The 24390-nt window shown below is 70.2% G+C and carries 23 protein-coding genes; 16 read left to right on the forward strand and 7 right to left on the reverse strand.

Annotated elements, in window-relative coordinates:
- Nucleotides 1-89 precede the first annotated feature (89 nt).
- From BLU79_RS20375 to BLU79_RS20400, 6 genes are all read right to left on the reverse strand, one after another.
- Entirely contained in the window at nucleotides 90-1079 is a 990-nt protein-coding gene (locus BLU79_RS20375; protein ID WP_093907238.1) for a zinc-dependent alcohol dehydrogenase family protein, read from the reverse strand.
- Nucleotides 1076-1942 carry a carbohydrate ABC transporter permease gene (locus BLU79_RS20380; protein ID WP_256333393.1) on the reverse strand — a complete coding sequence of 289 codons (867 nt, stop codon included), beginning with the start codon at nucleotides 1940-1942 and terminating at the stop codon, nucleotides 1076-1078. The genes BLU79_RS20375 and BLU79_RS20380 overlap by 4 nt, the downstream gene beginning before the upstream one ends.
- Entirely contained in the window at nucleotides 1942-2889 is a 948-nt protein-coding gene (locus BLU79_RS20385; RefSeq protein WP_093907239.1) for a carbohydrate ABC transporter permease, read from the reverse strand. The genes BLU79_RS20380 and BLU79_RS20385 overlap by 1 nt, the downstream gene beginning before the upstream one ends.
- A complete protein-coding gene (locus BLU79_RS20390) occupies nucleotides 2886-4253 on the reverse strand; it encodes an ABC transporter substrate-binding protein (RefSeq protein ID WP_093907240.1) in 1368 nt (455 codons plus the stop codon). The genes BLU79_RS20385 and BLU79_RS20390 overlap by 4 nt, the downstream gene beginning before the upstream one ends.
- Nucleotides 4254-4372: 119 nt before the next feature.
- Nucleotides 4373-5155, reverse strand: a complete 783-nt coding sequence (locus BLU79_RS20395) for a DeoR/GlpR family DNA-binding transcription regulator (protein WP_093907241.1) — start codon at nucleotides 5153-5155, stop codon at nucleotides 4373-4375.
- Nucleotides 5156-5485: 330 nt separating this feature from the next.
- Nucleotides 5486-6310: an NAD-dependent epimerase/dehydratase family protein gene (locus BLU79_RS20400; RefSeq protein ID WP_093907242.1), complete on the reverse strand. Its 825-nt coding sequence runs from the start codon at nucleotides 6308-6310 to the stop codon at nucleotides 5486-5488.
- Nucleotides 6311-6495: 185 nt separating this feature from the next.
- Here BLU79_RS20400 and BLU79_RS20405 point away from each other — a divergent pair, with 185 nt between their 5' ends.
- Nucleotides 6496-7461: a 5-dehydro-4-deoxyglucarate dehydratase gene (locus tag BLU79_RS20405; RefSeq protein WP_093907243.1), complete on the forward strand. Its 966-nt coding sequence runs from the start codon at nucleotides 6496-6498 to the stop codon at nucleotides 7459-7461.
- The gene (locus tag BLU79_RS20410) at nucleotides 7458-8621 is read left to right on the forward strand and encodes a hypothetical protein (protein WP_093907244.1); all 1164 of its coding nucleotides are present in this window, start codon (nucleotides 7458-7460) and stop codon (nucleotides 8619-8621) included. The genes BLU79_RS20405 and BLU79_RS20410 overlap by 4 nt, the downstream gene beginning before the upstream one ends.
- Here the strand turns inward: BLU79_RS20410 and BLU79_RS20415 are convergent.
- Complete coding sequence (locus tag BLU79_RS20415; protein WP_093907245.1) at nucleotides 8558-9781, reverse strand: MFS transporter; 1224 nt, start codon at nucleotides 9779-9781, stop codon at nucleotides 8558-8560. The genes BLU79_RS20410 and BLU79_RS20415 overlap by 64 nt on opposite strands.
- Nucleotides 9782-9954: 173 nt before the next feature.
- Here BLU79_RS20415 and BLU79_RS48300 point away from each other — a divergent pair, with 173 nt between their 5' ends.
- The 14 genes from BLU79_RS48300 to BLU79_RS20480 all read left to right on the forward strand — a co-directional run bounded on the left by BLU79_RS48300 (nucleotide 9955) and on the right by BLU79_RS20480 (nucleotide 24357).
- The gene (locus tag BLU79_RS48300) at nucleotides 9955-10107 is read left to right on the forward strand and encodes a hypothetical protein (protein WP_177001095.1); all 153 of its coding nucleotides are present in this window, start codon (nucleotides 9955-9957) and stop codon (nucleotides 10105-10107) included.
- An 87-nt stretch (nucleotides 10108-10194) separates the two neighbouring features.
- Nucleotides 10195-10647: a DUF6010 family protein gene (locus BLU79_RS20420; RefSeq protein ID WP_093907246.1), complete on the forward strand. Its 453-nt coding sequence runs from the start codon at nucleotides 10195-10197 to the stop codon at nucleotides 10645-10647.
- Between the two features lie 58 nt (nucleotides 10648-10705).
- Nucleotides 10706-11296 carry a TIGR03086 family metal-binding protein gene (locus BLU79_RS20425; RefSeq protein ID WP_093907247.1) on the forward strand — a complete coding sequence of 197 codons (591 nt, stop codon included), beginning with the start codon at nucleotides 10706-10708 and terminating at the stop codon, nucleotides 11294-11296.
- Nucleotides 11297-11345: 49 nt separating this feature from the next.
- Nucleotides 11346-12101: an MBL fold metallo-hydrolase gene (locus BLU79_RS20430; protein WP_093907248.1), complete on the forward strand. Its 756-nt coding sequence runs from the start codon at nucleotides 11346-11348 to the stop codon at nucleotides 12099-12101.
- Between the two features lie 160 nt (nucleotides 12102-12261).
- A complete protein-coding gene (locus BLU79_RS20435; RefSeq protein WP_093907249.1) occupies nucleotides 12262-12930 on the forward strand; it encodes a GntR family transcriptional regulator in 669 nt (222 codons plus the stop codon).
- Entirely contained in the window at nucleotides 12927-13838 is a 912-nt protein-coding gene (locus BLU79_RS20440) for a dihydrodipicolinate synthase family protein (RefSeq protein WP_093907250.1), read from the forward strand. Before BLU79_RS20435 ends, BLU79_RS20440 begins: the two co-directional genes overlap by 4 nt.
- Nucleotides 13835-15565, forward strand: coding sequence for an L-arabinonate dehydratase (gene araD / locus BLU79_RS20445; protein ID WP_093907251.1), 1731 nt, complete (start codon nucleotides 13835-13837; stop codon nucleotides 15563-15565). Before BLU79_RS20440 ends, araD begins: the two co-directional genes overlap by 4 nt.
- A gap of 106 nt (nucleotides 15566-15671) precedes the next feature.
- Nucleotides 15672-16607, forward strand: a complete 936-nt coding sequence (locus BLU79_RS20450) for a carbohydrate ABC transporter permease (RefSeq protein ID WP_093907252.1) — start codon at nucleotides 15672-15674, stop codon at nucleotides 16605-16607.
- Nucleotides 16604-17500, forward strand: a complete 897-nt coding sequence (locus BLU79_RS20455) for a carbohydrate ABC transporter permease (RefSeq protein ID WP_093907253.1) — start codon at nucleotides 16604-16606, stop codon at nucleotides 17498-17500. Before BLU79_RS20450 ends, BLU79_RS20455 begins: the two co-directional genes overlap by 4 nt.
- Nucleotides 17497-18816 carry a pectate lyase family protein gene (locus tag BLU79_RS20460; protein ID WP_093907254.1) on the forward strand — a complete coding sequence of 440 codons (1320 nt, stop codon included), beginning with the start codon at nucleotides 17497-17499 and terminating at the stop codon, nucleotides 18814-18816. The genes BLU79_RS20455 and BLU79_RS20460 overlap by 4 nt, the downstream gene beginning before the upstream one ends.
- A complete protein-coding gene (locus BLU79_RS20465) occupies nucleotides 18813-19982 on the forward strand; it encodes a Gfo/Idh/MocA family protein (RefSeq protein ID WP_093907255.1) in 1170 nt (389 codons plus the stop codon). The genes BLU79_RS20460 and BLU79_RS20465 overlap by 4 nt, the downstream gene beginning before the upstream one ends.
- A complete protein-coding gene (locus BLU79_RS20470; RefSeq protein WP_093907256.1) occupies nucleotides 19982-20827 on the forward strand; it encodes a DUF6807 domain-containing protein in 846 nt (281 codons plus the stop codon). The genes BLU79_RS20465 and BLU79_RS20470 overlap by 1 nt, the downstream gene beginning before the upstream one ends.
- Nucleotides 20824-22332 carry a glycoside hydrolase family 43 protein gene (locus BLU79_RS20475; RefSeq protein ID WP_093907257.1) on the forward strand — a complete coding sequence of 503 codons (1509 nt, stop codon included), beginning with the start codon at nucleotides 20824-20826 and terminating at the stop codon, nucleotides 22330-22332. Before BLU79_RS20470 ends, BLU79_RS20475 begins: the two co-directional genes overlap by 4 nt.
- A gap of 33 nt (nucleotides 22333-22365) precedes the next feature.
- Nucleotides 22366-24357: a pectinesterase family protein gene (locus tag BLU79_RS20480; protein WP_093907258.1), complete on the forward strand. Its 1992-nt coding sequence runs from the start codon at nucleotides 22366-22368 to the stop codon at nucleotides 24355-24357.
- Nucleotides 24358-24390 lie beyond the last annotated feature (33 nt).

Below are 24390 nucleotides of genomic sequence, written 5' to 3' on the forward strand. Positions count from 1 at the left end.
CAGCGTCTGTGGCGCGGCTGAACCGGGGGTCCAAGGGGGGCGGAACCCTTTCAAGGGCGGGAAGGGTAGGGGCGGCGGGGGCGAGCCCTCTACGGCACCACCACGATCTTCCGCCCCACCCCGGAAGCGAACTGCCCCAGAGCCTCCGGATACCGCTCCAGCGGGATCCGGTCGCTGATGAACACGTCAGGATCCAGCACCCCGTTCGCGAACAACTCCGCCGCCCGCTCGAAGCTGTGCAGGACGGCCATGGAGCCCGTGATCGTGATCTCCTGGTTGTAGATGCGGTACGGGTCGATCGTCACGCGCGTCGAGTAGTCCGCGACGCCGAACTGCAGGAACGTGCCCGCCTTGGCCACCCGGTCCAGGCCGTCCTGGATCGCCGCCGCGTTGCCCGTGGCGTCGACGACCAGGTCCCAGCCCTGCGGCCGGTCCAGTTCGTCCGGGTTCGCGGCGGAGGCCGAGACGCCGAGGCGGCGTGCGGTCTCCAGGCGGGACGGATTCACGTCCACCATGTCCACGCTGGCCGCCCCCGTCCGCTTCGCCAGCTCCAGCATCATCAGGCCCATCGTGCCCGAGCCGTAGATCAGGACGTGGGCGCCTAGGCGGGATTGGAGGACGTCGTAGCCGCGGACCGCGCAGGAGAGGGGTTCGACCAGTGCCGCGTCTTGGGTGCGGACGTGCCCGGGGAGCTTCACACAGTTCGCCACTGGTGCCACCGCGTACTGCGCCGCGCCCCCCGCCGTCGTCACGCCGATCGCAGCCCAGCGTTCGCAGAGGTTGTTGTGGCCGGTACGGCAGTAGCGGCACTCGTAGCAGTACAACGACGGGTCGACCGCGACCCGGTCGCCCACCGACACCTCCGTGACCTGGGTGCCGACCCCGACCACCTCGCCCGCGAACTCGTGCCCGGGCACGATCGGCAGCTTGGGTGCGAACTCGCCTTGGAGGATGTGCAGATCCGTGCCGCACAGGCCGCAGGCCGCGACCTCGACGACGACCTCGCGCGGGCCCGGCGTCGGGTCGGGGACCTCGGCGACGACGGCCTTGCCCACGGACTCGATGACGGCGGCCTTCATTTCACGGCTCCCAACGACAGGCCCTGGACCAGCTTGTCCTGGGCGGCGAACCCCGCGGCGAGCACCGGCAGGGAGATGACGAGCGACGCGGCGCACACCTTCGCCAGGAACAGGCCCTGGCTGGTGATGAAGCCGGTCAGGAAGACGGGGGCGGTTTCCGCCACCACGCCGGTCAGTACTCGGGCGAACATCAGCTCGTTCCAGCTGAAGATGAAGCAGATAAGGGCTGTTGCCGCGATGCCGGGGAGGGCGATGGGGGCCACCACGCGCCCCAGGATCGTCGGCAGTTTCGCGCCGTCGATCTGCGCCGCCTCGATGATCGCGGCCGGCACCTCGGAGAGGAAGGACTGCATCATCCACACCGCGATCGGCAGGTTCATCGACGTGTAGAGGATGACCAGTGCCCAGACGTTGTCGAGCAGACCGGTGTTCTTCGCGAACAGGTAGATCGGCAGCAGACCCGCCACCAGCGGCAGCATCTTGGTGGACAGGAAGAAGAACATGACGTCGGTCCACTTCTTTACCGGCCGTATGGACAGCGCGTACGCGGCCGGCAGTGCGAGGACCAGTGTCAGAAGCGTCGAGACGACCGACGCCGTCATCGAGTTGATCAGTGCGGGCCAGGGGCTGGCGCCCCCGCTCACGCCGAAGAACTCGCGGTAGCTGTCAAGGGTGAGCGAGGCGGCAAGGGAGGGTGGGTTGGTCGCCGCGTCCGCCTCGGAGTGGAAGGAGGTCAGGGCCATCCAGAGGATGGGCAGCACGAACAAGATGCCGGCCAGCCATGCGACGACTCCCAGGGCGGCACCCTGGAACCGGCCGCGGGACCCCGGCTGCCGTGCGGCGGTGGTGGTGATCGTGGCCATCAGCGGGACACCTCCGCACGGAACAGGGACGACACGACGCGCAGGGCGAAGGTCGCGAGGATGAGCGAGCCGATGACGACGATGACGCCGGCCGCCGAGGCGAGGCCGTTCTCGTGTGCCTGGTAGAAGGTCTGGTAGATGGTGTACGGCAGGTTCGCGGTGCCCAGGCCGCCGGAGGTGATGGTGTACACCGCGTCGAAGTTCTGCACGATGTAGATCGAGCCGAGCAGCACGCTCAGTTCGAGGTAGCGGCGCATGTGCGGCAGCGTGATGTGGACGAACACCTGCCAGTCGTTGGCGCCGTCCATGCGGGCCGCCTCGAGCAGTTGGGAGTCGCGGCTCTGCAGTCCGGCGAGCAGGATCAGCGTCATGAACGGCGTCCACTGCCAGATCAGTGAGGCCTCGACCGCCACCAGCGGCATCTCGGAGATCCAGTCCGGCTGGGCCGCCCCGTCCCCTCCGATCCAGTTCAGGATGCCGTTGAAGAGGCCGTACTCAGGGTTGAACAGCACGTGCTTCCACAGCAGCGCTGCCGCGACCGGCACCAGCAGGAAGGGGGCGATGAGCATCGTGCGCACGGCGGCCCGGCCCCGGAACTTCCGGTCGAGCAGCAGCGCCAGCGCCATGCCGAGCACCAGGCTGACGAGGACGACCGTGGCGGTCAGCAGGACGGTCGTCCACACCGACTCGCGCAGTTCGGGTGTGCTCAGCACCTCCGAGTAGTTGGCGAGACCGGCGAAGTGGCGGTCGTCCGGGTACAGCGCGTTCCAGTCGAAGAACGAGATCAACAGGGTGGCCACGAAGGGCAGCTGCGTCACGAGGATCATGAAGATCAGCGCGGGCAGCAGGGGGGCCCGGGTGGCCCACGCGCGCATACGGTTCGGCGGCCGGGTCGCCGGCCGCACGGGGGCGGCGGCGACTCGGGTGGGGGGAGTGGTCACGCTCATGATCCCTCGTACTTCTTCCCTACGGCCTCGGCCAGCTCCTGGGACTTCTTCAGCGCGCTGTCCACGGACTGGCGGCCTGCGATGGCGGAGCTGATCTCCTGGGAGACCTTGGTGCCCAGGTCGGTGAATTCGGGGATGCCGACGAACTGGATGCCGGGCGCGGGCCGGGGCTGCACGCCCGGGTCCTCGGGCTTGGCGCCCGCGATGGCGTCCCGGGTGACGTCGGCGAAGGCGCCCGCTTCCTTGCGGTACTCGGGGATGTCGTAGGTCGACGCGCGCTTGCCGGCGGGCACGTTGGCCCAGCCGTTCGTCTCGCCGACGAGCTTCTCGTAGTCCTTGCCGGAGGCCCAGGAGATGAACTTCCAGGCGTTCTCGGCGTTCTTGGACGCCTTCTGGATGCCCCACGCCCAGGTGTAGAGCCAGCCGGAGCTCTCGGTCTTCTCGACCGGGGCCGGGACATACCCGATCTTGCCCTTGACCGGGGAGCCGCTCGCCTCCAGGGAGCCGGCGCCGGCCGTGGCGTCGTACCACATCGCCGTCTTGCCCTGGGTCATGTTGTTCAGGCACTCGGCGTAGCCGGACTGCGCGGCACCGGCCTCACCGTGCTCGCGGACAAGGTCGACGTAGAACTGCGTGGCCTCCTTGAACTCCTTGGAGTCCAGCTGCGCCTTCCAGTCCTTGTCGAACCAGGTGCCGCCGTAGGTGTTGACGACCGTGGTCAGCGGTGCCATCACCTCGCCCCAGCCGGGCAGGCCGCGCAGGCAGATGCCCTTCATGCCGGACTCGGCGCCGTCCACCTTGGCGGCGATGTCGGCGACCTGCTTCCAGGTGGGCTTCGCGGGCATGGTCAGGCCGGCCTTCTCGATGACGTCCTTGCGGTACATCAAGAAGGAGGACTCGCCGTAGAAGGGCTCGCCGTAGAGCTGGCCGTCCTCGGCGGTGAGGGCCTGCGTCATCGGCTTGAGGATGTCGTCCTGGTCGAAGGCGGTGTCGCTCTTGACGTAGGAGTCCAGGGAGTGGAGCCAGCCGTTCTTGGCGTAGATCGGGATCTCGTAGTTGCTCAGGGTGGCGACGTCGTACTGGCCCGCCTGGTTGGCGAAGTCCTGGCTGATCTTGTCCCGGACATCGTTCTCCGGCAGGACGGTGAAGTTCACCTTGATGCCGGTGTCCTTGGTGAAGTTGTCGGCGGTGAGCTTCTGGAGCTCCACCATCTGCGGGTTGTTCACCATCAGGACGTTGATGGAGTCGCCACCGGCGGATCCGGATCCACCGGCGCCCGAACAGGCGGCGAGTGAAGTGATCAGCGTCCCTACGGCTGCCACGGCAAGGGAGGCGCGTGGCGCGCGTCGGCTCTGGGTTCGCATGAAGTACTCCTGGGCATTTATGTGCAAAGGGGACTTTTGTTGGGGTGGTTGTGCCGTGCGAGGTGGGGCGGTTGGATGGCCGGCCTTTCGGGCGGGGTGTGTGGGGTGCGGCTCGGGTGTCAGACGCGGATGACCTGTGGCCCCAGCAGTGAGTAGCGGTGGGCCTCGGCCGCGGGAAGCAGTGTGCTCGTCACGATCGCCTCCAGGGCGCCGATCTCTGCGAAGCGGCAGAAGCTGACGGCCCCGAACTTCGTGTGGGCGCCCGCGAACACCGTGCGCCGCGCGGAACGGATCGCCTGTGCCTTGACCTCGCTGACGGCCGGGTCGGGGGTGGTGAGGCCGTGTTCGCGGGAGATGCCGTTGGCGCCGATGAACGCCAGGTCGATGACGAAACCGGCGAGCATCTTCGTGGTCCAGTGGTCGACCGTCGCCAGCGTGCCGGAGCGGACCCGGCCGCCGAGCAGCAGGACCGAGATGCCCTCGGCCTCGGCGAGCGTGCCCGCGATCGGCAGGGAGGCGGTGACCACGGTGAGCGGCCGGCCCCGGGGCAGGGCCTCGGCGATGAGCTGAGGGGTGAAGCCCTCGTCGACGAAGACCGTCTCGGCGTCCCCGAGGAGCTCGGCCGCCGCGGCGGCGATCCGGCGCTTTTCGGGAACGTGGCTGGTGGCGCGGAACGAGAGCGTCGTCTCGAAGCCGGCGCTCTCCACGGGGTAGGCGCCGCCGTGGGTGCGGCGGAGCAGCCCGTGCTCCTCCAGGACGCGCAGGTCCCGGCGCACGGTCTCCTTGGCCACGCCCAGCTCGACGGCGAGCGCGGTGACGTCGACCGAGCCGGTGGCACGCGCGGCCTGCACGATCTCGCGCTGGCGTTCCTCGGCGGTCCTCGCCGTGTTGGCCGTCGTCATCGTCGACACCCGCTTCCGTGCTGTGGTGCTCGGCTTGATCGCCTGGGGGGCGTCAAGCCGGAGTTGCCCGTTCGGGCCCGGTGGGGCCCATGAGGGAAGTTCTACAGCGGAGGTGCGAGGGTGAACAGGCCTGTTGTCGATCCGATACTGCCCGTTTCTGCCCGTTTGGCGCTGTGGGTGCCCGCCTCGGACCTGCGTGGCCGTGAGGGTGGGCGTGAGATCGGGCAGCTCTGATGCCCGAATGGGGGAGCGGACGGGCCCGTTCGGTGCCCGCCCGCTCCCGCGAACGCCTGGTTTCCGCCGTGTTTCGGTCGGATCAGTAGGGTCCGATCAGTACGGCCAGATCGGCGGGTCGCTCACGAAGTGGCCGCCCAGGTAGGCGTGCGCGATGTCGTCCGGGTCGAGCTCGCCCTGTTCGGCGACGATCTTCTCGGCGTACGGCTCGGAGTCGTCCTGGGGCTCGTAGCCGAGGGCGCGGGCGGTGGTCAGGTCCCACCACAGGCGGGTGTTCGCCGAGGAGCCGTAGACGACGGTGTGCTCGACGTTCTCGGCGGTCAGGGCTGCGTGGAAGAGGCGGGCGCCGTCGGCGGGGCTCATCCACACCGAGAGCATGCGGACGCTGGTCGGCTCGGGGAAGCAGGAACCGATGCGTACGGACACCGTCTCCAGGCCGTGCTTGTCCCAGTAGAACTGCGCGAGGTCCTCGCCGAAGGACTTGGACAGGCCGTAGAAGGTGTCGGGGCGGCGCGGGGTGTCGATGGGGATCAGCGCGCTCGCGTCATGGGGTGCGGCGCCCTCGGGGCGGGGCGTGAAGCCCACCGCGTGGTTGGAGGAGGCGAAGACGATGCGGCTCACGCCCTCCTCGCGGGCGGCCTCGTACAGGTGGTAGGTGCCCTCGATGTTCGCCCGGAGGATCTTCTCGAACGGGGCTTCCAGGGAGATGCCCGCGAGGTGGATGATCGCGTCGACGCCCCGCACGGCCTCGCGCACGGCCTCCTTGTCGGCGAGGTCGGCGACGATCGCGTCCGGCGCGTCCTCGACGGTGCGCAGATCGAGCAGTCGCAGCTCGTAGCCGTACGCCGGGAGCAGGTCCCGCATCAGGGTGCCGAGCCCGCCGGCGGCGCCGGTGAGCAGAACGGTGCGGGGTGCGGGCATCCTCGGGTCTCCTTGGGGGCGTCGGCCGCCTGTGTGCACGGTATTCACATTCATGGACTAGTTAAGGATCACCACCCTTCCTCGTCAAGGGTGGTGCAGGTTGTGTTCATAACCGTAAACTCTGATCAGAAACCTGCACCCTGTACCTCCGTCTCGTTCCAACCGCCTCGTTCCAGGGAGAGCCCGTGACGCCTGCCCCCCTTGCCGCTCGTCTCGGCATCCCCAGCGGGCCGCTGTTCTTCCCCGTCACCGCCTACGGCCCCGACGGCTCGGTCGACCTCGACACGTACCGCACCCATGTGCGCCGGGGCGTCGAGGCCGGGGCCGCCGCCGTGTTCGCGTGCTGCGGCACCGGGGAGTTCCACGCGCTCGCTCCCGAGGAGTACGAGGCGTGCGTGCGGGCGGCCGTCGAGGCGGCGGACGGACGCGTGCCGGTCGTCGCGGGCGCCGGATACGGCACCGCCCTCGCCGTGCGGTACGCCCGGCTCGCCGAGGGCGCCGGCGCGCACGGGCTGCTCGCCCTGCCGCCGTACCTCGTCGTCGCCGGACAGGAGGGGCTGCTGCGGCACTACCGGGAGATCGCCGCCGCGACCGTGCTCCCCGTCATCGTCTACCAGCGCGACAACGCCGTGTTCACCCCGGACACCGTCGTCGAACTGGCTCGCACGGACGGGATCATCGGGCTCAAGGACGGCCTCGGCGACCTGGACCTCATGCAGCGGATCGTCAGCGCCGTACGCACCGAGGTCCCCGGCGACTTCCTCTACTTCAACGGCCTGCCGACCGCCGAACAGACCCAGCTCGCCTACCGTGCGATCGGCGTCCCGCTCTACTCCTCCGCCGTGTTCTGCTTCGCCCCGGAGATCGCCCTCGCCTTCTACCGGGCGCTGGAAGCGGGCGACGACACGACCGTCGACCGCCTCCTGGACGGCTTCTACCGTCCGTTCGTCGAACTGCGCGCCCAGGGCCGCGGATACGCCGTCGCCCTCGTCAAGGCGGGCGTACGGCTGCGCGGGCTGGACGTGGGGGAAGTGCGGCCCCCGCTGCACGAGCCGAGCGAGGATCATGTCAAGCAACTCGCCCAGGTGATCGAGCGCGGCTACGCGCTGCTGGAGAAGCACCCTGAGAAGGACCCGGAGGAGACCAAGTGAAGGCGTCGACATTCGTCTACCCCTGGGACGTCAACGGGGACCCGGAGGCACCCGGGAGGATCGCCGCCCTCGGCGTCCAGCAGGTGACGCTCGCCGCCGCCTACCACTCCACCCGCGCCCTCACCCCCCGCCACCCGCGCCACCGCATCGTCACCGCCGAACACGCGGCCGCGCTCTACCCGACGGACGACCGCTGGGCGGGCCGGGAGCTGCGCCCGTACCCGGCGGGGGACTGGGCGCCCGGCGACGCGTACGGCGAGGCGGCCACCGCACTCGCGAGCGCGGGCCTGGAGGTCCACACCTGGGTGGTCCTCGCGCACAACTCCCGACTCGGCGCCGAGCATCCGGCCACCTCGGTCGTCAACGCCTACGGCGACCGCTACCCCTGGGCGCCCTGCATCGCACAGCCCGCCACGCGCGCGTACCTCGTCGACCTGGCCGCCGAGGCAGCCGTACGCCCCGGGGCGCGTGGCACCGAGCTGGAGTCCCTCGGCTGGTACGGCCTCCAGCACCTGCACGCCCACGACAAGACGGCCGGGGTCCCGCTCGGGGACGCCGGAATGTACCTGATGGCGCTCTGCTTCTGCCCCACCTGCCGGGAGGGATACGGCGCCCAGGGCCTGGACGCCGATGCGCTCGCCGCCGCCGTGCGGGACGCGCTGGAGCCGCTGTGGCAAGGCGCGCCGGACGGCGATGGCTGGGCCGGGGTCGAGAAGCTGCTCGGCTCTCAGATGGCAGCGGCCACGCGCGCGTGGCGCGACGAAACCGCCCGCACGCTCCAGGAGGCGGCGGTCGCCGCCGTGCGGGAGGCCGCCCCCGTCGGCTTCCAGGTGCTGCTCCACGCCGACCCGGTGACCTACCACGTCGGTGCGAACCCGGGCGTCGACCCCGTGCACATCCTGTCCGTCGCGGACGGCGTGGTCGTGCCCTGCGCGGGCGGCCCCGGTCTGCTGACCCCCTTCGCCGAGCAGGGCCGCGAGGACGCCGTCATCGCCGCCAACTTCGGTGTGGTCTCGGGGATGGGCGGCAGCCCGGGCACGCTGGCGTCGGACGCGGCACGCGCGCGTGAGCTGGGCGCTACGGAGATCCGGCTCTATCACGCGGGGTTGGCGTCGGACGGCGACCTGGGGGCGGTGCGGGCGGAGCTCGCCGGGCTGTGAAGCAGCGGTAGGGCGGCCGCCGGCCATGCGAGGCCGAGCACGGCCAACAGCAGCCGTACGTCGGCCAGTTCGACCAGGGCCGCCCCCGCCGCCAGCCCGATGACGTTCGGCGTGAAGACGAGTGTGTTCGCCGTGGCGGCCGTACGGCCGAGCAGCGCGAGCGGCGTCTCGCGCTGTACGGCGGTGAGCGCGGCGATCAGCACGCAGGGCAGGCCCGCGCCGATCGCCGCGCTGCAGACCAGGGCCACCGGGTCGGACGGGATCGCCCTCAGCCCCGCGCCGACGGCCGTCAGAGCGATGCCGTACGCGGCGAAACGGCGTTCGCCGAGGCGGCGCAGGGCCCGGCCGGAGAGCAGCCCGACGGCCACCGAACCGGCACCCTGGACGGCGTACAGCACACCGGCGTACGCGGGAGGGTGCCCGAGGCCGTCGACGACGGCGTAGATCATCGCCCCGCTGAGCCCGGCGAACAGCATGGTGGCGCCGCCGGCGAGGACGAGCGGGCGCAGCCGGGGGTGCGACCACAGATGGCGGGCGCCCTCGGCGGTCTGCGCCCGCCAGCCGCCGCTCGGCGGCCCGGGCCTGCTCTCGCGGACCCGGAGAGCGGCGTACAGGCCGGTCGCCACCACGAACGTCAGGGCGTCGAGCAGGGCGACGCTCGCTCCGCCGTACGCCGCGTAGACGCCCGCGCCGGCCAGCGGGGCGAGGAGTTTCATGCCCTCGGTGGCCGTCATGCGCAGCCCGTTGAAGTCGCCGAGGAGGGGTGCGGGGATCGCGCCGGCCACGAGGGCGGACTCGGCCGCGTCGTGCACGACGCCCGCCGCGCCGTAGACGAAGAGGACCGCGAACAGGAGCCAGAGGCGGTCCGGGGAGTCGACCGTGAGGAGGGTGAGCAGAAGGGCGGCCAGAAGGAGGTTCGCGCAGATCAGCAGCGGTTTGCGGCGGGTGCGGTCGGCGAGTGTGCCGAGCAGCGGGCCGGCCAGGGTGGGTGCCCACAGGGCGAGCATGCACAGTGCGGCCAGGCCGTCGGACCCGGTGAGGTCCTTGACCCACACGCCGGACGCCAGCCACAGCGCCGATGTGCCGAAGGCGGAGATCACGACTCCGGTGAGACAGAGGCGGGCGTTGCGGTCGCGCAGGACGGTCGATGTCGTCGTCATGCCGGGCCATCGTGGTTCTAAGGCGGGCTGGTGCGGATCGGGAAGGTGCCCTAGAGCAAGGTGAACACTCGGCCAACTACCCGTGCGCGACCGCGATTTGATCGTGACGCGAGCCCGTTCCATGATGTAACCTTCAAGCAAAGAAATAGTAAAGTCAGAAGAAGGAGGCGATCATGTTCGAACTGCGCAAGGAAGCGGAGATGAGGCTGCACTCGGAGAAGATGGCCCGGGAACTCGCTCTGAAGAACCTTCTGCAGAGGCAGCGCGCGGCAAACGGCGAGGCGGACGAGAAGCCCGCGCTTCAGCCTGAGGGTGAGCGACCCTGAACCCGTAGGAGCGCCCGGCGGGAATCCGTCGGAAGCTGTCGGCAATGCCTCTGGGGCGGGTGGGGCACCGGTCCTAGCGTCGGGACCATGGCTTACGTGCTCCCCGCCCTCATCGGGCTTGTCTATGTCCTCCTCATGTGCCTGGTGCGCGAGCCGCACCGGCGCCGCCTCAACGCCGTCATGGTGGCGGGGGCGGGCGCCGCCTATCTGAGCGGCGGAGGACTCGGTGGCTGGGAGTTCGCGTTCACCGCGCTCGCCACATACGTCGCCTACCGGGGCCTGGACTCGTGGGCCTTCATCGGGATCGGGTGGCTGCTGCACACCGCGTGGGACGTCGTGCACCATCTCAAGGGCAACCCGATCGTCCCGTTCTCCCACGACTCCTCGCTGGGCTGCGCGATCTGCGACCCGGTGATCGCCCTGTGGTGCCTGGGCGGCGGCAGGACGCCGCGCGAGCTGGTCCGGGCGGTGCGCGCCAAGCGGGCTGAGCGCATCGGGCCCGGTGAGCCCGCCGAAGTCGCGGAGCCCGCATTGCGATGAGTTTCCGGGCTTGGGACGGTCCACCCTTCACGACGCCCGCAGCCGTGAGGAGCAGCCGATGACCGCCGACCCGACCCTCGACCTCGGCCCCCAGACCCGTACCGTCGCCCGAATCGCCGCCGCGGTGACCGACGAGCAGCTCGCGGACGCGACCCCGTGCCCGGACTACGCGGTACGCAACATGCTGGGCCACCTGATCCATCTGGCCGCCGCCTTCCGCGACGCCGCCCACAAGGACCTGGGTGCCACGACCGACACCAGCCCGACCGACGCCGTCCCGGACATCGGCCCCGGCTGGCGTGAGGAGCTGCCCAAGGTCCTCGACGAACTCGCCGAGGCCTGGCGCGCCCCGGCCGCCTGGACCGGCATGACGCGAGCCGGCGGCGTGGACCTCCCCGGCGCGGTCGCCGGTGCGGTCGCCGTCGACGAACTCGTCATCCACGGCTGGGACCTGGCCCACGCGACCGCCCAGCCGTACGCCCCCGACCCGGCCGCGCTGCAGGCGTGCCACGACTTCCTGCTGGCCGCCGCCGACGATGCCGACCGGGGTGACATCTTCGGCCCGGTCGTCGCGGTGTCCGACGCCGCGCCGCTGCTCGACCGGGCGGTGGGGTTGAGCGGGCGGGATCCGGGGTGGCGGCGGCCGTAGAAGCACACAGGGGCACTCCCCGGCTGTCCCTGCACATACGCTCCCCTCCATGTCCCTCACCCTCACCGTCCTCGGCACCGCCTCCCCGCATCCGCAGCCCGACCGCCCGTGCTCGGGGTATCTGGTGCGCGATGAGGACGTCGCCGTATGGGTGGACGCGGGGCCCGGGAGCTTCGCGGAGTTGCAGCGGCACACCGATGCGGCGCGGCTCGACGCCATCTGGATCTCGCATCTGCATGCCGACCACAGTGCCGATCTGCTCGCGGCGTTCTACGGGTTGGCGTACGGAGGGCTCGATCCCGCCGCGCCCCTTCCTGTGTACGCCCCACAGGGCTGCGCCGAGCGTCTCGCGGGGTTCTTCGGGCGGTCCGACACCAGCTTCCTGCGCGGTGTCTTCGACGTGCGGACGCTGCGCGACGGACACCGCGTCCGGCACGGCGACGACCTGCTGCTCACCTCACGTGCAGTCGTGCACGACGTCGAGGCGTACGGGCTGAGGGTCGAGAGCGGTGGGCGGGTTCTCGCGTACTCCGGGGACAGCGGTCCATGCCCGGCGCTCACCGAACTCGCCCGCGACGCCGACCTATTCCTGTGCGAAGCCGACATCGATGAACATCGCGATGGTGAACAGGTGCATCTGACGCCCGAGGACGCGGGAATCGCCGCCCGCCGGGCGGGCGTACGGGAACTCGTCGTCACGCATGTCGGGCCCACGCTCACACCGGAGTCGGCCACCTCCCGCGCCGCCGCGGCCTTCGGTGGGCCCACCGCCACCGCGCGAGAAGGGCATGTCCTGCGCGTCTGACCGGCAATCAGCAACCCCAACTTCCTTTGTCAGAAGCATTGACGAAACATGCGCACCCTCCTACCTTCATCGCGTCGTACTTCGTACGTCATATATGAGACGCGATATGTGAGATCCCATACGCGAGACCCCTCGTCCCGCGAAGATCCGAGAGGCGCGCATGACCTCTGTGCCCACGCCGATCCCCTCCCGCACGCAGTACGTGCTGGAGGAGATCAAACGCCGCATCCTGACCGGGCAGTTGACGCCCGGTCAGGCGCTGGTCGAGACCGAGCTCGCCGCCCAGTTCGGGGTGTCGAAGACCCCGGTGCGCGAGGCGCTCAAGACGTTGGCCGGGACCGGGCTGGTCGTGATGAGCCAGTACAAGGGCGTCACGGTGCGGATGGTGGACGCGGACATGGCGCGTGAGGTCTACGACGTGCGGTTGCTGCTGGAGCCCCAGGCGCTCAAGCGGGCCGTGCGCCGCGGGGCTTCGCTCGATGCCGCCCGGGACGCGCTGACCCGGGCCGACGCCGCTGCCGACACCGCCGAACGGTCGCTCGCCAACCGGGAGTTCCACCGCGCCCTCTACCTGCCGTGCGGCAACCCGCTGCTCGGCCGGATGCTCGACGAGGTCCGCGACCAGGCCGCCCTCGTCTCCGCCGTCGCCTGGGCGGCCTCGCCCTCCTGGGAGCGGGAGGCCGGCGAGCACCGGGAGATCCTGCGGCTCGCGCTCGACGGGGACGCCGACGGCGCCGCGCGCGCCCTGTACGCCCACATCGCGTCGTTCGTGCAACGGGCCTTCCCCGACGCGGAGGTCGAGGCCCAGGGAGAGGACGGTCCGGCATGACAACGACGTTCGAGACCCAGCGGACGGCCCTGGCCGACGTGGTGGCGATCCCGGTGACCCCGTTCACCGAGGACGGACACGTCGACCAGGACGCCCACCGGGCCCTGCTGCGTCGTCTCCTCGACGGGGGGATCAGGACCCTGACCCCGAACGGGAACACCGGCGAGTTCTACGCCCTCACTCCCGAAGAGCGCCGCCTCGTCACCGAGTTGACCGTCGACGAGGCCGGCGACCGCGGCGCCGCCATCCTCGTCGGCGTCGGGCACGACGTACCGACCGCCGTCGCCTCCGCCAGGCACGCCCGTGAGCTCGGCGCCCAGATGGTCATGGTCCACCAGCCCGTCCACCCGTACGTCTCGCAGAACGGCTGGGTCGACTACCACCGCGCCATCGCCGTGGCCGTCCCCGAGCTCGGCGTCGTGCCGTACATCCGCAACGCCCAGCTCGTCGGCGCCCGCCTCGCCGAACTCGCCGACGACTGCCCGAACGTCATCGGCGTGAAGTACGCCGTCCCGGACGCCGCCAAGTTCGCCGCCTTCGCCCGCGACGCCGGGCTGGAGCGCTTCGTCTGGGTCGCCGGGCTCGCCGAGCCGTACGCGCCCTCGTACTTCTCCGCGGGTGCCACCGGATTCACCTCGGGGCTCGTGAACGTCGCCCCCGCCGTCTCCATGAACATGATCGAAGCGCTTCGATCCGGGGACTACCCGGGCGCGATGAAGGTCTGGGAGCAGATCCGCCGCTTCGAGGAGCTGCGTGCCGCCAACGGCTCCGCCAACAACGTCACCGTCGTCAAGGAGGCCCTCGCCTCCCTCGGCCTGTGCCGCCGGGATGTCCGTCCGCCGAGCCGGCACCTGCCCGAGGACGAGCGCGCCGAGGTCGCCGCGATAGCCGCCGGGTGGTCGATATGACCGGCAGAAAGCGCCCCGAGGAACTCAGAAGCCATCAGTGGTACGGCACCGAGGGCCAGCTGCGCACCTGGTCGCACAACGCCCGCATGCGTCAGCTGGGATACGAGGCGGAGGAGTACCGGGGCCGTCCGGTGATCGCCGTCCTCAACACCTGGTCCGACATCAACCCCTGCCACGTCCATCTGCGCGAGCGCGCCGAGGCCGTCAAGCGGGGAGTGTGGCAGGCCGGGGGCTTCCCGCTCGAATTCCCGGTCGCCACGGTCTCGGAGACGTACCAGAAGCCGACCCCGATGCTCTACCGCAACCTGCTCGCGATGGAGACGGAGGAGCTGCTGCGGTCGTACCCGATCGACGCGGCGGTGCTGCTCGGGGGCTGCGACAAGTCGACGCCGGCCCTGCTCATGGGTGCCGCCTCGGCCGATGTGCCGTCGCTCTTCGTCCCTGCGGGGCCGATGCTGCCGGGGCACTGGCGCGGCGAGACCCTCGGGTCCGGTACCGACATGTGGAAGTACTGGGACGAGCACCGCGCGGGCAACCTGACGGACTGCGAACTCCGAGAACTGCAGGGCGGGTTGGCGCGTTCGCCCGGTCACTGTATGACCATGGGGACCGCGTCCACGATGACCGCGGCGGCGGAAGCACTGGGCATGACGCTGCCGGGCGCCTCCTCGATCCCGGCCGTCGACTCCGGGCACGAGCGGATGGCCGCCGCCTCCGGGCGCCGCGCCGTGGAGCTCGCGTGGACCGGGCTCAAGCCGTCCGAGATCCTCACCCGCGAGGCCTTCGAGGACGCCGTCACCACGGTGCTCGGGCTCGGCGGCTCCACCAACGCCGTGATCCACCTCATCGCGATGGCGGGCCGCGCCGGGCTGGGGCTCACCCTCGACGACTTCGACCGCATCGCCCGTACCGTCCCGGTGCTGGCGAACGTGCGGCCAGGCGGACAGACGTACCTCATGGAGGACTTCTACTTCGCCGGCGGTCTGCCCGCCTTCCTCTCGCGGATCACCGACCTGCTCCACCTGGACCGGCCGACCGTGGGCGGCACGCTGCGGGAGCAGCTCGAAGGTGCCGTCGTCCACAACGACGACGTCATCCGCACCCGCGAGAACCCGGTCGCCGCCGAGGGGGGAGTCGCCGTCCTGCGCGGCAACCTCTGCCCGGGCGGCGCGGTCATCAAGCACATCTCGGCCGAGCAGCACCTGCTCAAGCACACGGGCCGTGCGGTCGTCTTCGACGACTACAAGACGATGCAGCGGACCATCAACGACCCGTCGCTGAACATCACCGCCGACAGTGTGCTGGTGCTGCGCAACGCCGGGCCCAAGGGCGGTCCGGGCATGCCCGAGTACGGCATGCTGCCGATCCCCGACCACCTGCTGAAGCAGGGCGTACGGGACATGGTGCGGATCTCCGACGCCCGGATGAGCGGCACGAGTTACGGCGCGTGTGTGCTGCACGTGGCGCCGGAGTCGTACATCGGCGGACCGCTTGCCCTCGTGCGGACCGGGGACACCATCACCCTCGACGTCGAGACGCGGATTCTTCAACTCAACGTGGACGACGATGAGTTGGAGCGCCGCCGGGCCGAGTGGACACCGCCGGCCGCACGGTACGAGCGCGGCTACGGCGCGCTCTACAACGAGCAGATCACGCAGGCCGACACCGGCTGCGACTTCGAGTTCCTGGCCCGGTCCGGCAAGGTCACCGACCCGTACGCGGGCTGACCGGCAGTACGCCATCGCACAGCTCTGCACAGCGAGAAAGCGCTTCCCGAACGACGTACGCACACCCGCACGACGCACGCACGACGTACAAGAACGGAGACCAGTCATGGCCCAAGCCGCAGCCGTGGCGAAACCGCCCGCGCCACCCCGGCGACGCCGTGCCTCCGCCACGCCGCGCAGGCTCCCCTATCTGCTGATCGCCCCCGCCGCCCTGCTCATGCTGGGCTTCATCGCCTACCCGGTGATCAGCGTCTTCTACTACAGCTTGCAGGAGTACAACCCCACCAAGCCGTGGCGGAACGGCTTCGCGGGCTTCGACAACTTCGTCCACGCCTTCACCGACGACCCGCTGTTCTGGGACACGCTGGTCTTCAGCGCCAAGTGGGTGTTCGTCGAGGTCGGACTCCAGTTGCTGTTCGGGCTCGCGCTCGCGCTGATCGTCAACCAGACGTTCGTGGGGCGGGCCATGGGCCGTGCGCTCGTCTTCTCCCCGTGGGCCGTCTCCGGTGTGCTCACCTCGGCGATCTGGGTGCTGCTCTACAACTCCCAGACGGGCATCACCCGTTACCTCGCCGACGTCGGCATCGGCTCCTACGGCACCAGCTGGCTGTCGGACACCTCCACGGTGTTCCCGGCGGCGATCGTCGCCGATCTGTGGCGCGGTGTGCCGTTCTTCGCGATCCTCATCCTCGCCGACCTCCAGTCCGTCTCCAAGGACCTGTACGAGGCCGCCGAGGTCGACGGGGCCAGCCGGATCAAGCAGTTCTGGCACATCACGCTGCCCCACCTCAAGGACGCCATCGTCCTGTCCACGCTGCTGCGCGCGGTGTGGGAGTTCAACAACGTCGACCTGCTCTACACGCTGACGGGCGGCGGCCCGGCGGGAGTCACCACGACCCTCCCGCTCTACATCGCCAACACCAGCGTCGACGCACACAACTTCGGCTACGCGTCCGCCCTGACCACGGTCGCGTTCGTGATCCTGCTCTTCTGCTCGATGGTCTATCTGCGGCTGAGCAAGTTCGGAGGGGAGGACAAGTGAGCGTGAAGGAAGCCACCAAGGCCGCGCCCGCGCCCGTGCGGGCCGCCCCCGAACCGCCCCGCCCGAGGAAGAAGCACCGCGCCTATGACGAGGTCCCGCGCTGGCAGATCTACCTCCCGCTGTCGATCTACCTCGTCTTCACCCTGATCCCGTTCTACTGGATCCTGCTGTTCTCCCTGCGCCCGGCCGGCTCGACCTCGCTCGTGCCCTGGCCGGTGACCTTCGACCACTTCGAGAAGGTCTGGACGGAGCGGAGCTTCGGCACCTACTTCCAGAACAGCGTGCTCGTCGGCGTCGTCACCCTGCTGATGACGACCCTGGTCGCGCTGGCCGGCGGCTACGCCCTCGCGCGCTTCAACTTCAAGGTCAAGCGGGCGTTCATGCTCGCCCTGCTCTGCTCCCAGTTCGTGCCGGGCGCGCTGCTCCTGGTGCCGCTGTTCGAGATCTTCGCCGAGCTGCAGATGATCAACTCGCTGGGCAGCGTCATCATCGCGGAGACGGTGTTCCAACTGCCGCTGTCGATCATCCTGATCAGCAACTTCATCAAGAACGTTCCGTACTCCCTGGAGGAGGCGGCCTGGGTCGACGGCTGCAACCGGTTCACGGCCTTCAGGATCATCGTGCTGCCGCTGCTGCGGCCCGGTCTGATCGCCGTCGGTTCCTTCGCCTTCGTGCACTCCTGGAACCACTTCCTGTTCGCCCTGATGTTCCTCAACAACCAGGAGAAGCAGACCATCCCGGTCGGCCTCAACACCCTGATGGGCGCGGACAGCGTCGACCTGGGCGCGCTCGCCGCGGGCGGCATCATCGCGGCCGTACCCGTCGTGATCGTCTTCGCCTTCATCCAGAAGTGGCTGATCACGGGCTTCAGTGCGGGGGCGGTGAAGGGATGAGACTCCGTCCGACGACTGGCAGGAGACTCCGTCAGACAGCAGCACTGACCACGCTGTTGGGGCTGCTCTGCGTCCCCGCCCACGCCGACGACACCCACGACGTCGGCCGCGACACCCTCGCCCCGAACGACGGCTGGGCGGCGGCCGACGGTGGTACCACGGGGGGTTCCACCGCCGACGACGCCCACGTCTTCACCGTACGCAACCGCAGTGAGCTGGTCCGCGCCCTCGACGGTGGCAGCGCCACCCCGAAGATCATCAGGGTCGCCGGCACCATCGACGCCAACACCGACGACGACGGCGATCACCTGGACTGCGCCGACTACGCCACCGACGGCTACGGCACCAAGAGGTACCTGGCCGCCTACGACCCCCGCACCTGGGGCTCCGCCAAGCCGAGCGGCCCGCAGGAGGAGGCCCGCCAGGCCTCGGCGGCGAGGCAGGCCGAGCGGATCGAGCTGGCCGTCGGCTCCAACACCACCCTCGTCGGGCTCGGCGACAGCGCCGTGCTCAAGGGTGCCAGCCTCCAGCTCAAGGACGCGCACAACGTCATCGTCCGCAACCTCGAACTCCGCGACGCCTACGACTGCTTCCCGGTGTGGCAGCCCAACACAGGCGGCCTCGGCGACTGGAAGACGGCGTACGACAACATATGGCTGCGCGGCGCCACACATGTGTGGATCGACCATGTGACCCTCAGCGACAAGGGCCACCCGGACGAGCAGGAGCCCACGTACTTCGGCCGCAACTACCTCCGCCACGACGGCCTGCTGGACATCACCAACGCCTCCGACATGGTCACCGTCTCCTGGAGCCGGTTCGCCGACCACGACAAGGCGATCCTCATCGGCAACGGCGACACGGCGACCGGCGACCGGGGCAGGCTCCGGGTCACCCTGCACCACAACGAGTTCGCGTCCGTCGTCCAGCGCGCGCCCCGTGTCCGCTTCGGGCAGGTGCACCTCTACAACAACCGGTACGTCGTCCCGGCCGACGCCCACGACTACCGCTACTCGATCGGCGTGTCGACCGAGTCGGCCATCCACGCGGAGAACAACGCCTTCCACACCCCGGGCCACATAGAGGTCGCCGACCTGGTCAAGAGCTGGAACGGCACCGCCCTCCACCAGTCCGGCACCCTCTTCAACGGCTTCCCGGTCGACCTGCTCGCCATCTACAACGCCTACAACTCCGGCAGCGAGCGCGATCTCACGGCCGACGTCGGCTGGACACCTACCCTGCACACAAAGATCGACAGCGCCGAGGCGGCCGACCGAGCGGTCGCACGCGGCGCGGGCGCAGGGAGGATCCCATGAGCACTGCCCTACCCATCGTGCTGGCCGGCGCACGCGGCCACGGCCGCTGGCACCTCGACAACATCCGCCGGCTCCAGGACAAGGGGATCGTGCGGCTGGCGGGGATCTGCGAGCTGACCCCGCTGAGCGAGGAGGAGCTTCCCGAGGGGCTCGTCCTGCCCTCCGGTGCGCCCGCACAGTCCGCCGACTTCGGTGCCCTCCTCGACTCCACCGGCGCGAAGATCGCGGTGATCTGCACGCCGATCCCGACCCACACCGACCTGGCGCTCACGGCCGCGCGCAGGGGTGTGCACCTCCTGCTGGAGAAGCCGCCCGCCCCGTCGTACGCCGAGTTCCGGCGCATGGCCGACGGGGTCGCCGAGGCCGGGGTCGCCTGCCAGATCGGGTTCCAGTCGCTGGGCTCGCACGCGGTGCCGGCCATCCGGACCCTCATGGCCGAGGGCGCGATCGGCGAGATCGTCGGTATCGGCGGGGCCGGTGCCTGGGCGCGTCCGGAGGCGTACTACCGGCGGGCCCCGTGGGCGGGCAGGCGCAGGCTGAACGGCGTCGACGTCATCGACGGGGTGCTCACCAACCCGCTCGCGCACGCGGTCGCCACTGCGCTCGCTCTGGGTGGCACCGTGCTGGCCGAGGACGTCACCGGCATCGAGACCGAACTGCTGCGCGCCAACGACATCGAGTCCGACGACACCTCCTGCGTCCGCGTCACCACCGCACAGGGCCGCCCGGTCGTCGTCGGCGCGACCCTGTGCGCCGAGGACCCCGACGAGCCGTACGTCGTCGTCCACGGCGAACAGGGCCGGATCACCTTCTGGTACAAGCAGGACCGCGTCCTGCTCCAGCGCGCGAACCGTGGCCCCGAGGAGTTCGGCGCGGGCCGCACCGACCTGCTGGAGAACCTCGTCGAGCACCTCACCGACGGCACGGACCTGCTGGTCACACCCGATGCGACCGGCGCCTTCATGATGGTCGTTGAAGCGATTCGACTCGCCCCCGACCCGGCCCCGCTGCCCGCCGAGGCCTGGCAGCTGCTCCCCGACGAGCAGCGCCGGGTCGTGCCCGGCATCGACGGCCTGGTCGCGGCCGCCGCCGACACCCTCGCCCTCTACTCCGAGCTGGGCGCCCCCTGGGTGCCCCCGGCACGAACGAATGAGGTGAGCACCTGATGCCCCCCCACGACACCCCGGTGCTGCGCGTCGCGGGCCGGCCGGTCGGCCGGTACGTCACCCGGCCCGAAATCCCGGCCCGGCTCTCCCCGCGCCCGTATCTGCACCCCGTCACCACCCTGGCCGGCACGGCGGTCACCGAGCTCAGCCCGGCCGACCACACACACCACCTCGGCGTCGGTGTCGCCGTCCCCGACGTCGAGGGGTCCAACTTCTGGGGCGGCCGCACCTACGTCCGCGACCAGGGCCCGACCGAACTGGACAACCACGGCGCCCAGCGGCACACCGCATTCCAACTGCGCGACCCCGACGGCTTCGTCGAGGAACTGCGCTGGATGGCCTCCGGGGCCGAGCTGCTGCGCGAGCGCCGTACCGTCGCGGCCACCGAACTCACCGGTGTCGCCTGGGCGTTGGACTTCACCTTCTCCCTCACCAATACGACCGCGAACGCGCTGTCGATCGGCAGCCCGGCCACCAACGGGCGGCCCGGCGCGGCGTACGGCGGCTTCTTCTGGCGGGCTCGCAAGGAGCAGGAGCCCCCGCAGGTGTTCACCGTCGACCGCGAGGGCGAGGCGGCCGTCCACGGCACCCGCGCCGACTGGGTCGCCCTCGCGGGCGGCACCTGGACGCTCGTCTTCGCCGGGGCCACCGAGGAGACCCGGCAGGACCCGTGGTTCGTGCGCGCCGAGGAGTATCCGGGCGTCGGGTCCTCGCTGGCCTCCCAGGAGCGGCTGGCGATCTTGCCGGGCGAGACCGTCGTACGGCGGATCGTCACCGTCGTCGCCGATGGACGGCTTCCGCGTATCGAGGTGGCGGCTCTGGTCCGCAAGGCGGTGAGCCAGTGACGACCGGCACCTACACCAACCCCGTCCTGAACGCCGACTGGTCCGACCCGGACGTCGTCCGCGTCGGCGACGACTTCTACCTCACCGCCTCCAGCTTCGGCCGCGCCCCGGGCCTGCCCCTGCTGCACTCCCGCGACCTGGTCAACTGGACCCTGGTCGGCCACGCCGTCGACCACCCGGAACCGGCGGAGCAGTTCGCCGCCCCCCGCCACGACCGCGGAGTCTGGGCCCCGTCCCTGCGCCACCACGACGACCGCTTCTGGATCTTCTGGGGCGACCCCGACCAGGGCATCTTCCAGGTCAACGCCCCCGAGATACGCGGCCCCTGGACCCGCCCGCACCTGGTCAAGGAGGGCAAGGGGCTGATCGACCCCTGCCCCCTCTGGGACGACGAGACCGGCGAGGCCTACCTCGTGCACGCCTGGGCCAAGTCCCGCTCCGGCGTCAAGAACCGCCTCACCGGCCACCGTATGCACCCCGACGGCACCGAACTCCTCGACGAGGGCAAGCTGATCGTCGACGGCGACCGGATCCCCGGCTGGTTCACCCTCGAAGGACCCAAGCTCTACAAGCACGACGGCTGGTTCTGGATCCTCGCGCCCGCCGGGGGAGTGGAGACCGGCTGGCAGGGCGCCTTCCGGTCGCGTGAGTTCTTCGGGCCGTACGAGGAGAGGATCGTCCTCGAACAGAAGGACACCGACGTCAACGGACCGCACCAGGGCGGCTGGGTGCGCACCCCGTCCGGTGAGGACTGGTTCCTGCACTTCCAGCAGCGCGGCGCGTACGGCCGGGTCGTCCACCTGCAGCCGATGAGCTGGGGCGCCGACGGCTGGCCGGTGCTCGGCGACGACGGCGCCCCCGTCGCCGTGCACCGCACCCCCGACCTGCCGCCGCAGCCGCCCGCCGCGCCCGCCACCGACGACGACTTCCCCGGCGGACGCTTCGGCCGCCAGTGGTCGTGGACGGCCACCCCGCAGGACGGCTGGGCCACCCAGCACTCCGGCGACGGCCTGAAACTGGCCTGCGTCCGCTCGGCCGACGCCCACGACCTGCGTAAACTCCCGAACATCCTCACCCAGCGACTGCCGGGCACACCCTGCGCCGTCGAGGTCGAACTGCGGCTGGACAGCGTGGAGCCGGGGGCGCGGGCGGGGCTCGCGGTGCTCGGGGACGCGTTCGGCTGGATCGGGCTCCAGCGGGGCACGGACGGGGCGGTGCATGTCGTGCACCGGTTCGCGGAAGCCGTCGCGGAGGGGGAACGGGACGCCGAGCACGCGCGGCTCGCGCCGGAGGGGCGGGTGCGGCTGCGGATCGAGATCGGGGCGGGGGCGCGCTGCCGGTTCTTCTACGACATCGGCGATGGCCTGCGTCCGTCCGGCCCCGTCTTCGCCGCCACCCCCTGGCGCTGGGTCGGTGCCCTGCTCGGCCTGTTCGCCCTCGCGCCCGCCGGAACCGGACACGCCGGCGCGGCAACCTTCTCGCACTTCAGGATCGACCCCCTGTAACGCACCTGACCCGTAAGCCTGTTGGGAGCCGCAATGACGCAGCACCTTGATAGCAAGCGCTTGCACAGACCGGGGCACGGCAAGGTCCTGGCGGCCGTGCTCGGCCTGGTCGCCGCGCTGAGCCTCGGCGCGATCGGGGAGGCGAAGGCCGTGAGTCCGACGGCGACCTCGGCTTCCGCCGATCGCTGGACGGACCGGCCCCACGGCTTCGCTTCCCTCGCAGGGGGCACCACCGGCGGGGCGGGCGGCAAGGTCGTGACGGTCACGGACCAGGCCTCACTCGTCAAGTACGCGGCGGCCGAGGAGCCGTACATCATCCGTGTCTCGGGCGCGATCGACGTCGAATCCTTCGGCTCGGACATCGTGGTGGGGTCGAACAAGACCCTCCTCGGCGTCGGCGACACCGGCGAGATCGTGCACGGCGAGCTGCACCTCAACCCCGGCACGAGCAACGTCATCATCCGCAACCTGACGATCCGCGACTCGTACGTCGAGGGCGACTGGGACGGCAAGACCACCGACTTCGACGCGATCCAGATGGACACCGTCGACCACGTCTGGATCGACCACAACCGCTTCACGCACATGGGCGACGGACTGCTCGACATCCGCAAGGACAGCCAGTACATCACCGTCTCCTACAACCAGTTCAGCAACCACAACAAGGCGTTCGGGATCGGCTGGACGACCAACGTCCAGACGCAGATCACCGTCGACCACAACTGGTTCACGGGCACCAAGCAGCGCAATCCGTCCGCCGACAACTGCGCCTACGCGCACCTCTACAACAACTACCTGTCGGCACAGGTGGCCGACGGCGACCCGACGTGGACGTACGGGAACTGGTCGCGCGGCAAGACGCGGATGGTCATCGAGAACAGTTACTACGACGGGGTCCAGCATCCCTATCAGGCCGATGCGACGGCCGAGTTGGTGGAGCACGGGTCGATCCTGAACAACGTCAGCGGACGGCAGGACGAGTGGGGTGCCGCCTTCGATCCGCGGGAGTTCTACGACTACCGACTGGACCCGGCGGCGGCCGTTCCGGCGCTGGTGACGCGGTTCTCCGGGCCGCAGAAGCGGATCGGGGACTCGGTGACGCTGCGCGTGCCCGGGGAGTACCCGACGGTGCAGGCCGCCGTGGACGCCGTGCCCGATGGGAACGCCGGGCGGGTCACGATCGCCGTGGCGCCCGGGACGTATCGCGAGAAGGTGTTCATCCCCGCGAGCAAGCCGAACATCGTGCTGGAGGGGAAGGGGCGGACTCGGTCCGACACCGTCATCGTCTTCGACACGCCCGCCGCGTACGGGGGTTCGACGGGAAGCGCGACCGTCAGGATCGCCGCGCACGATGTCACCGCCCGCAACCTCACCTTCAGCAACGACTTCGACGAGGCCGCGCACGAGCTGAACGGTGAGCAGGCGCTGGCGATGAAGACGACCGGTGACCGGATCGTCTTCGAGAACACCGCCTTCCTGGGCAACCAGGACACGCTGATGACCGACAGTCCCAAGCTGGACGTGATCAGCCGGGTCTATGTCCGGGACTCGTACATCGAGGGTGACGTCGACTTCGTCTACGGGCGGGCGACGACCGTCATCGAGCGGTCGCTGATCCGTGCGCTGAGCCGGGGTTCCAGTAGCAACAACGGGTATGTGACGGCCGCTTCGACCTGGACCGGCAATCCGTACGGCTTCCTGATCACCCGGTCCAGGATCGTCAGCGACGCGCCCGACGGGACCTACCACCTTGGGCGGCCCTGGCATCCGGGCGGGGAACCGGCGGCGGTTGCGCAGGTGCTGATCCGGGAGACCGAGCTGCCGGCGGCGGTGAAGGCCGCGCCGTGGACCGACATGAGCGGGTTCCCGTGGCAGGACGCACGGTTCGCGGAGTACCGGAACCACGGGCCGGGGGCCGCCGTGACCGCGGACCGGCCGCAGATGGGCGACGACGAGGCGCGTACCCACACCGTCGCCGACTACCTGAAGGGTGCTGACGGCTGGAAGCCGTACGCGCACCACTGACCCCCCACAACTTCATATCTCCGTCTGATCCAG

Source organism: Streptomyces sp. cf386 (assembly GCF_900103585.1).
Classification (GTDB): domain Bacteria; phylum Actinomycetota; class Actinomycetes; order Streptomycetales; family Streptomycetaceae; genus Streptomyces.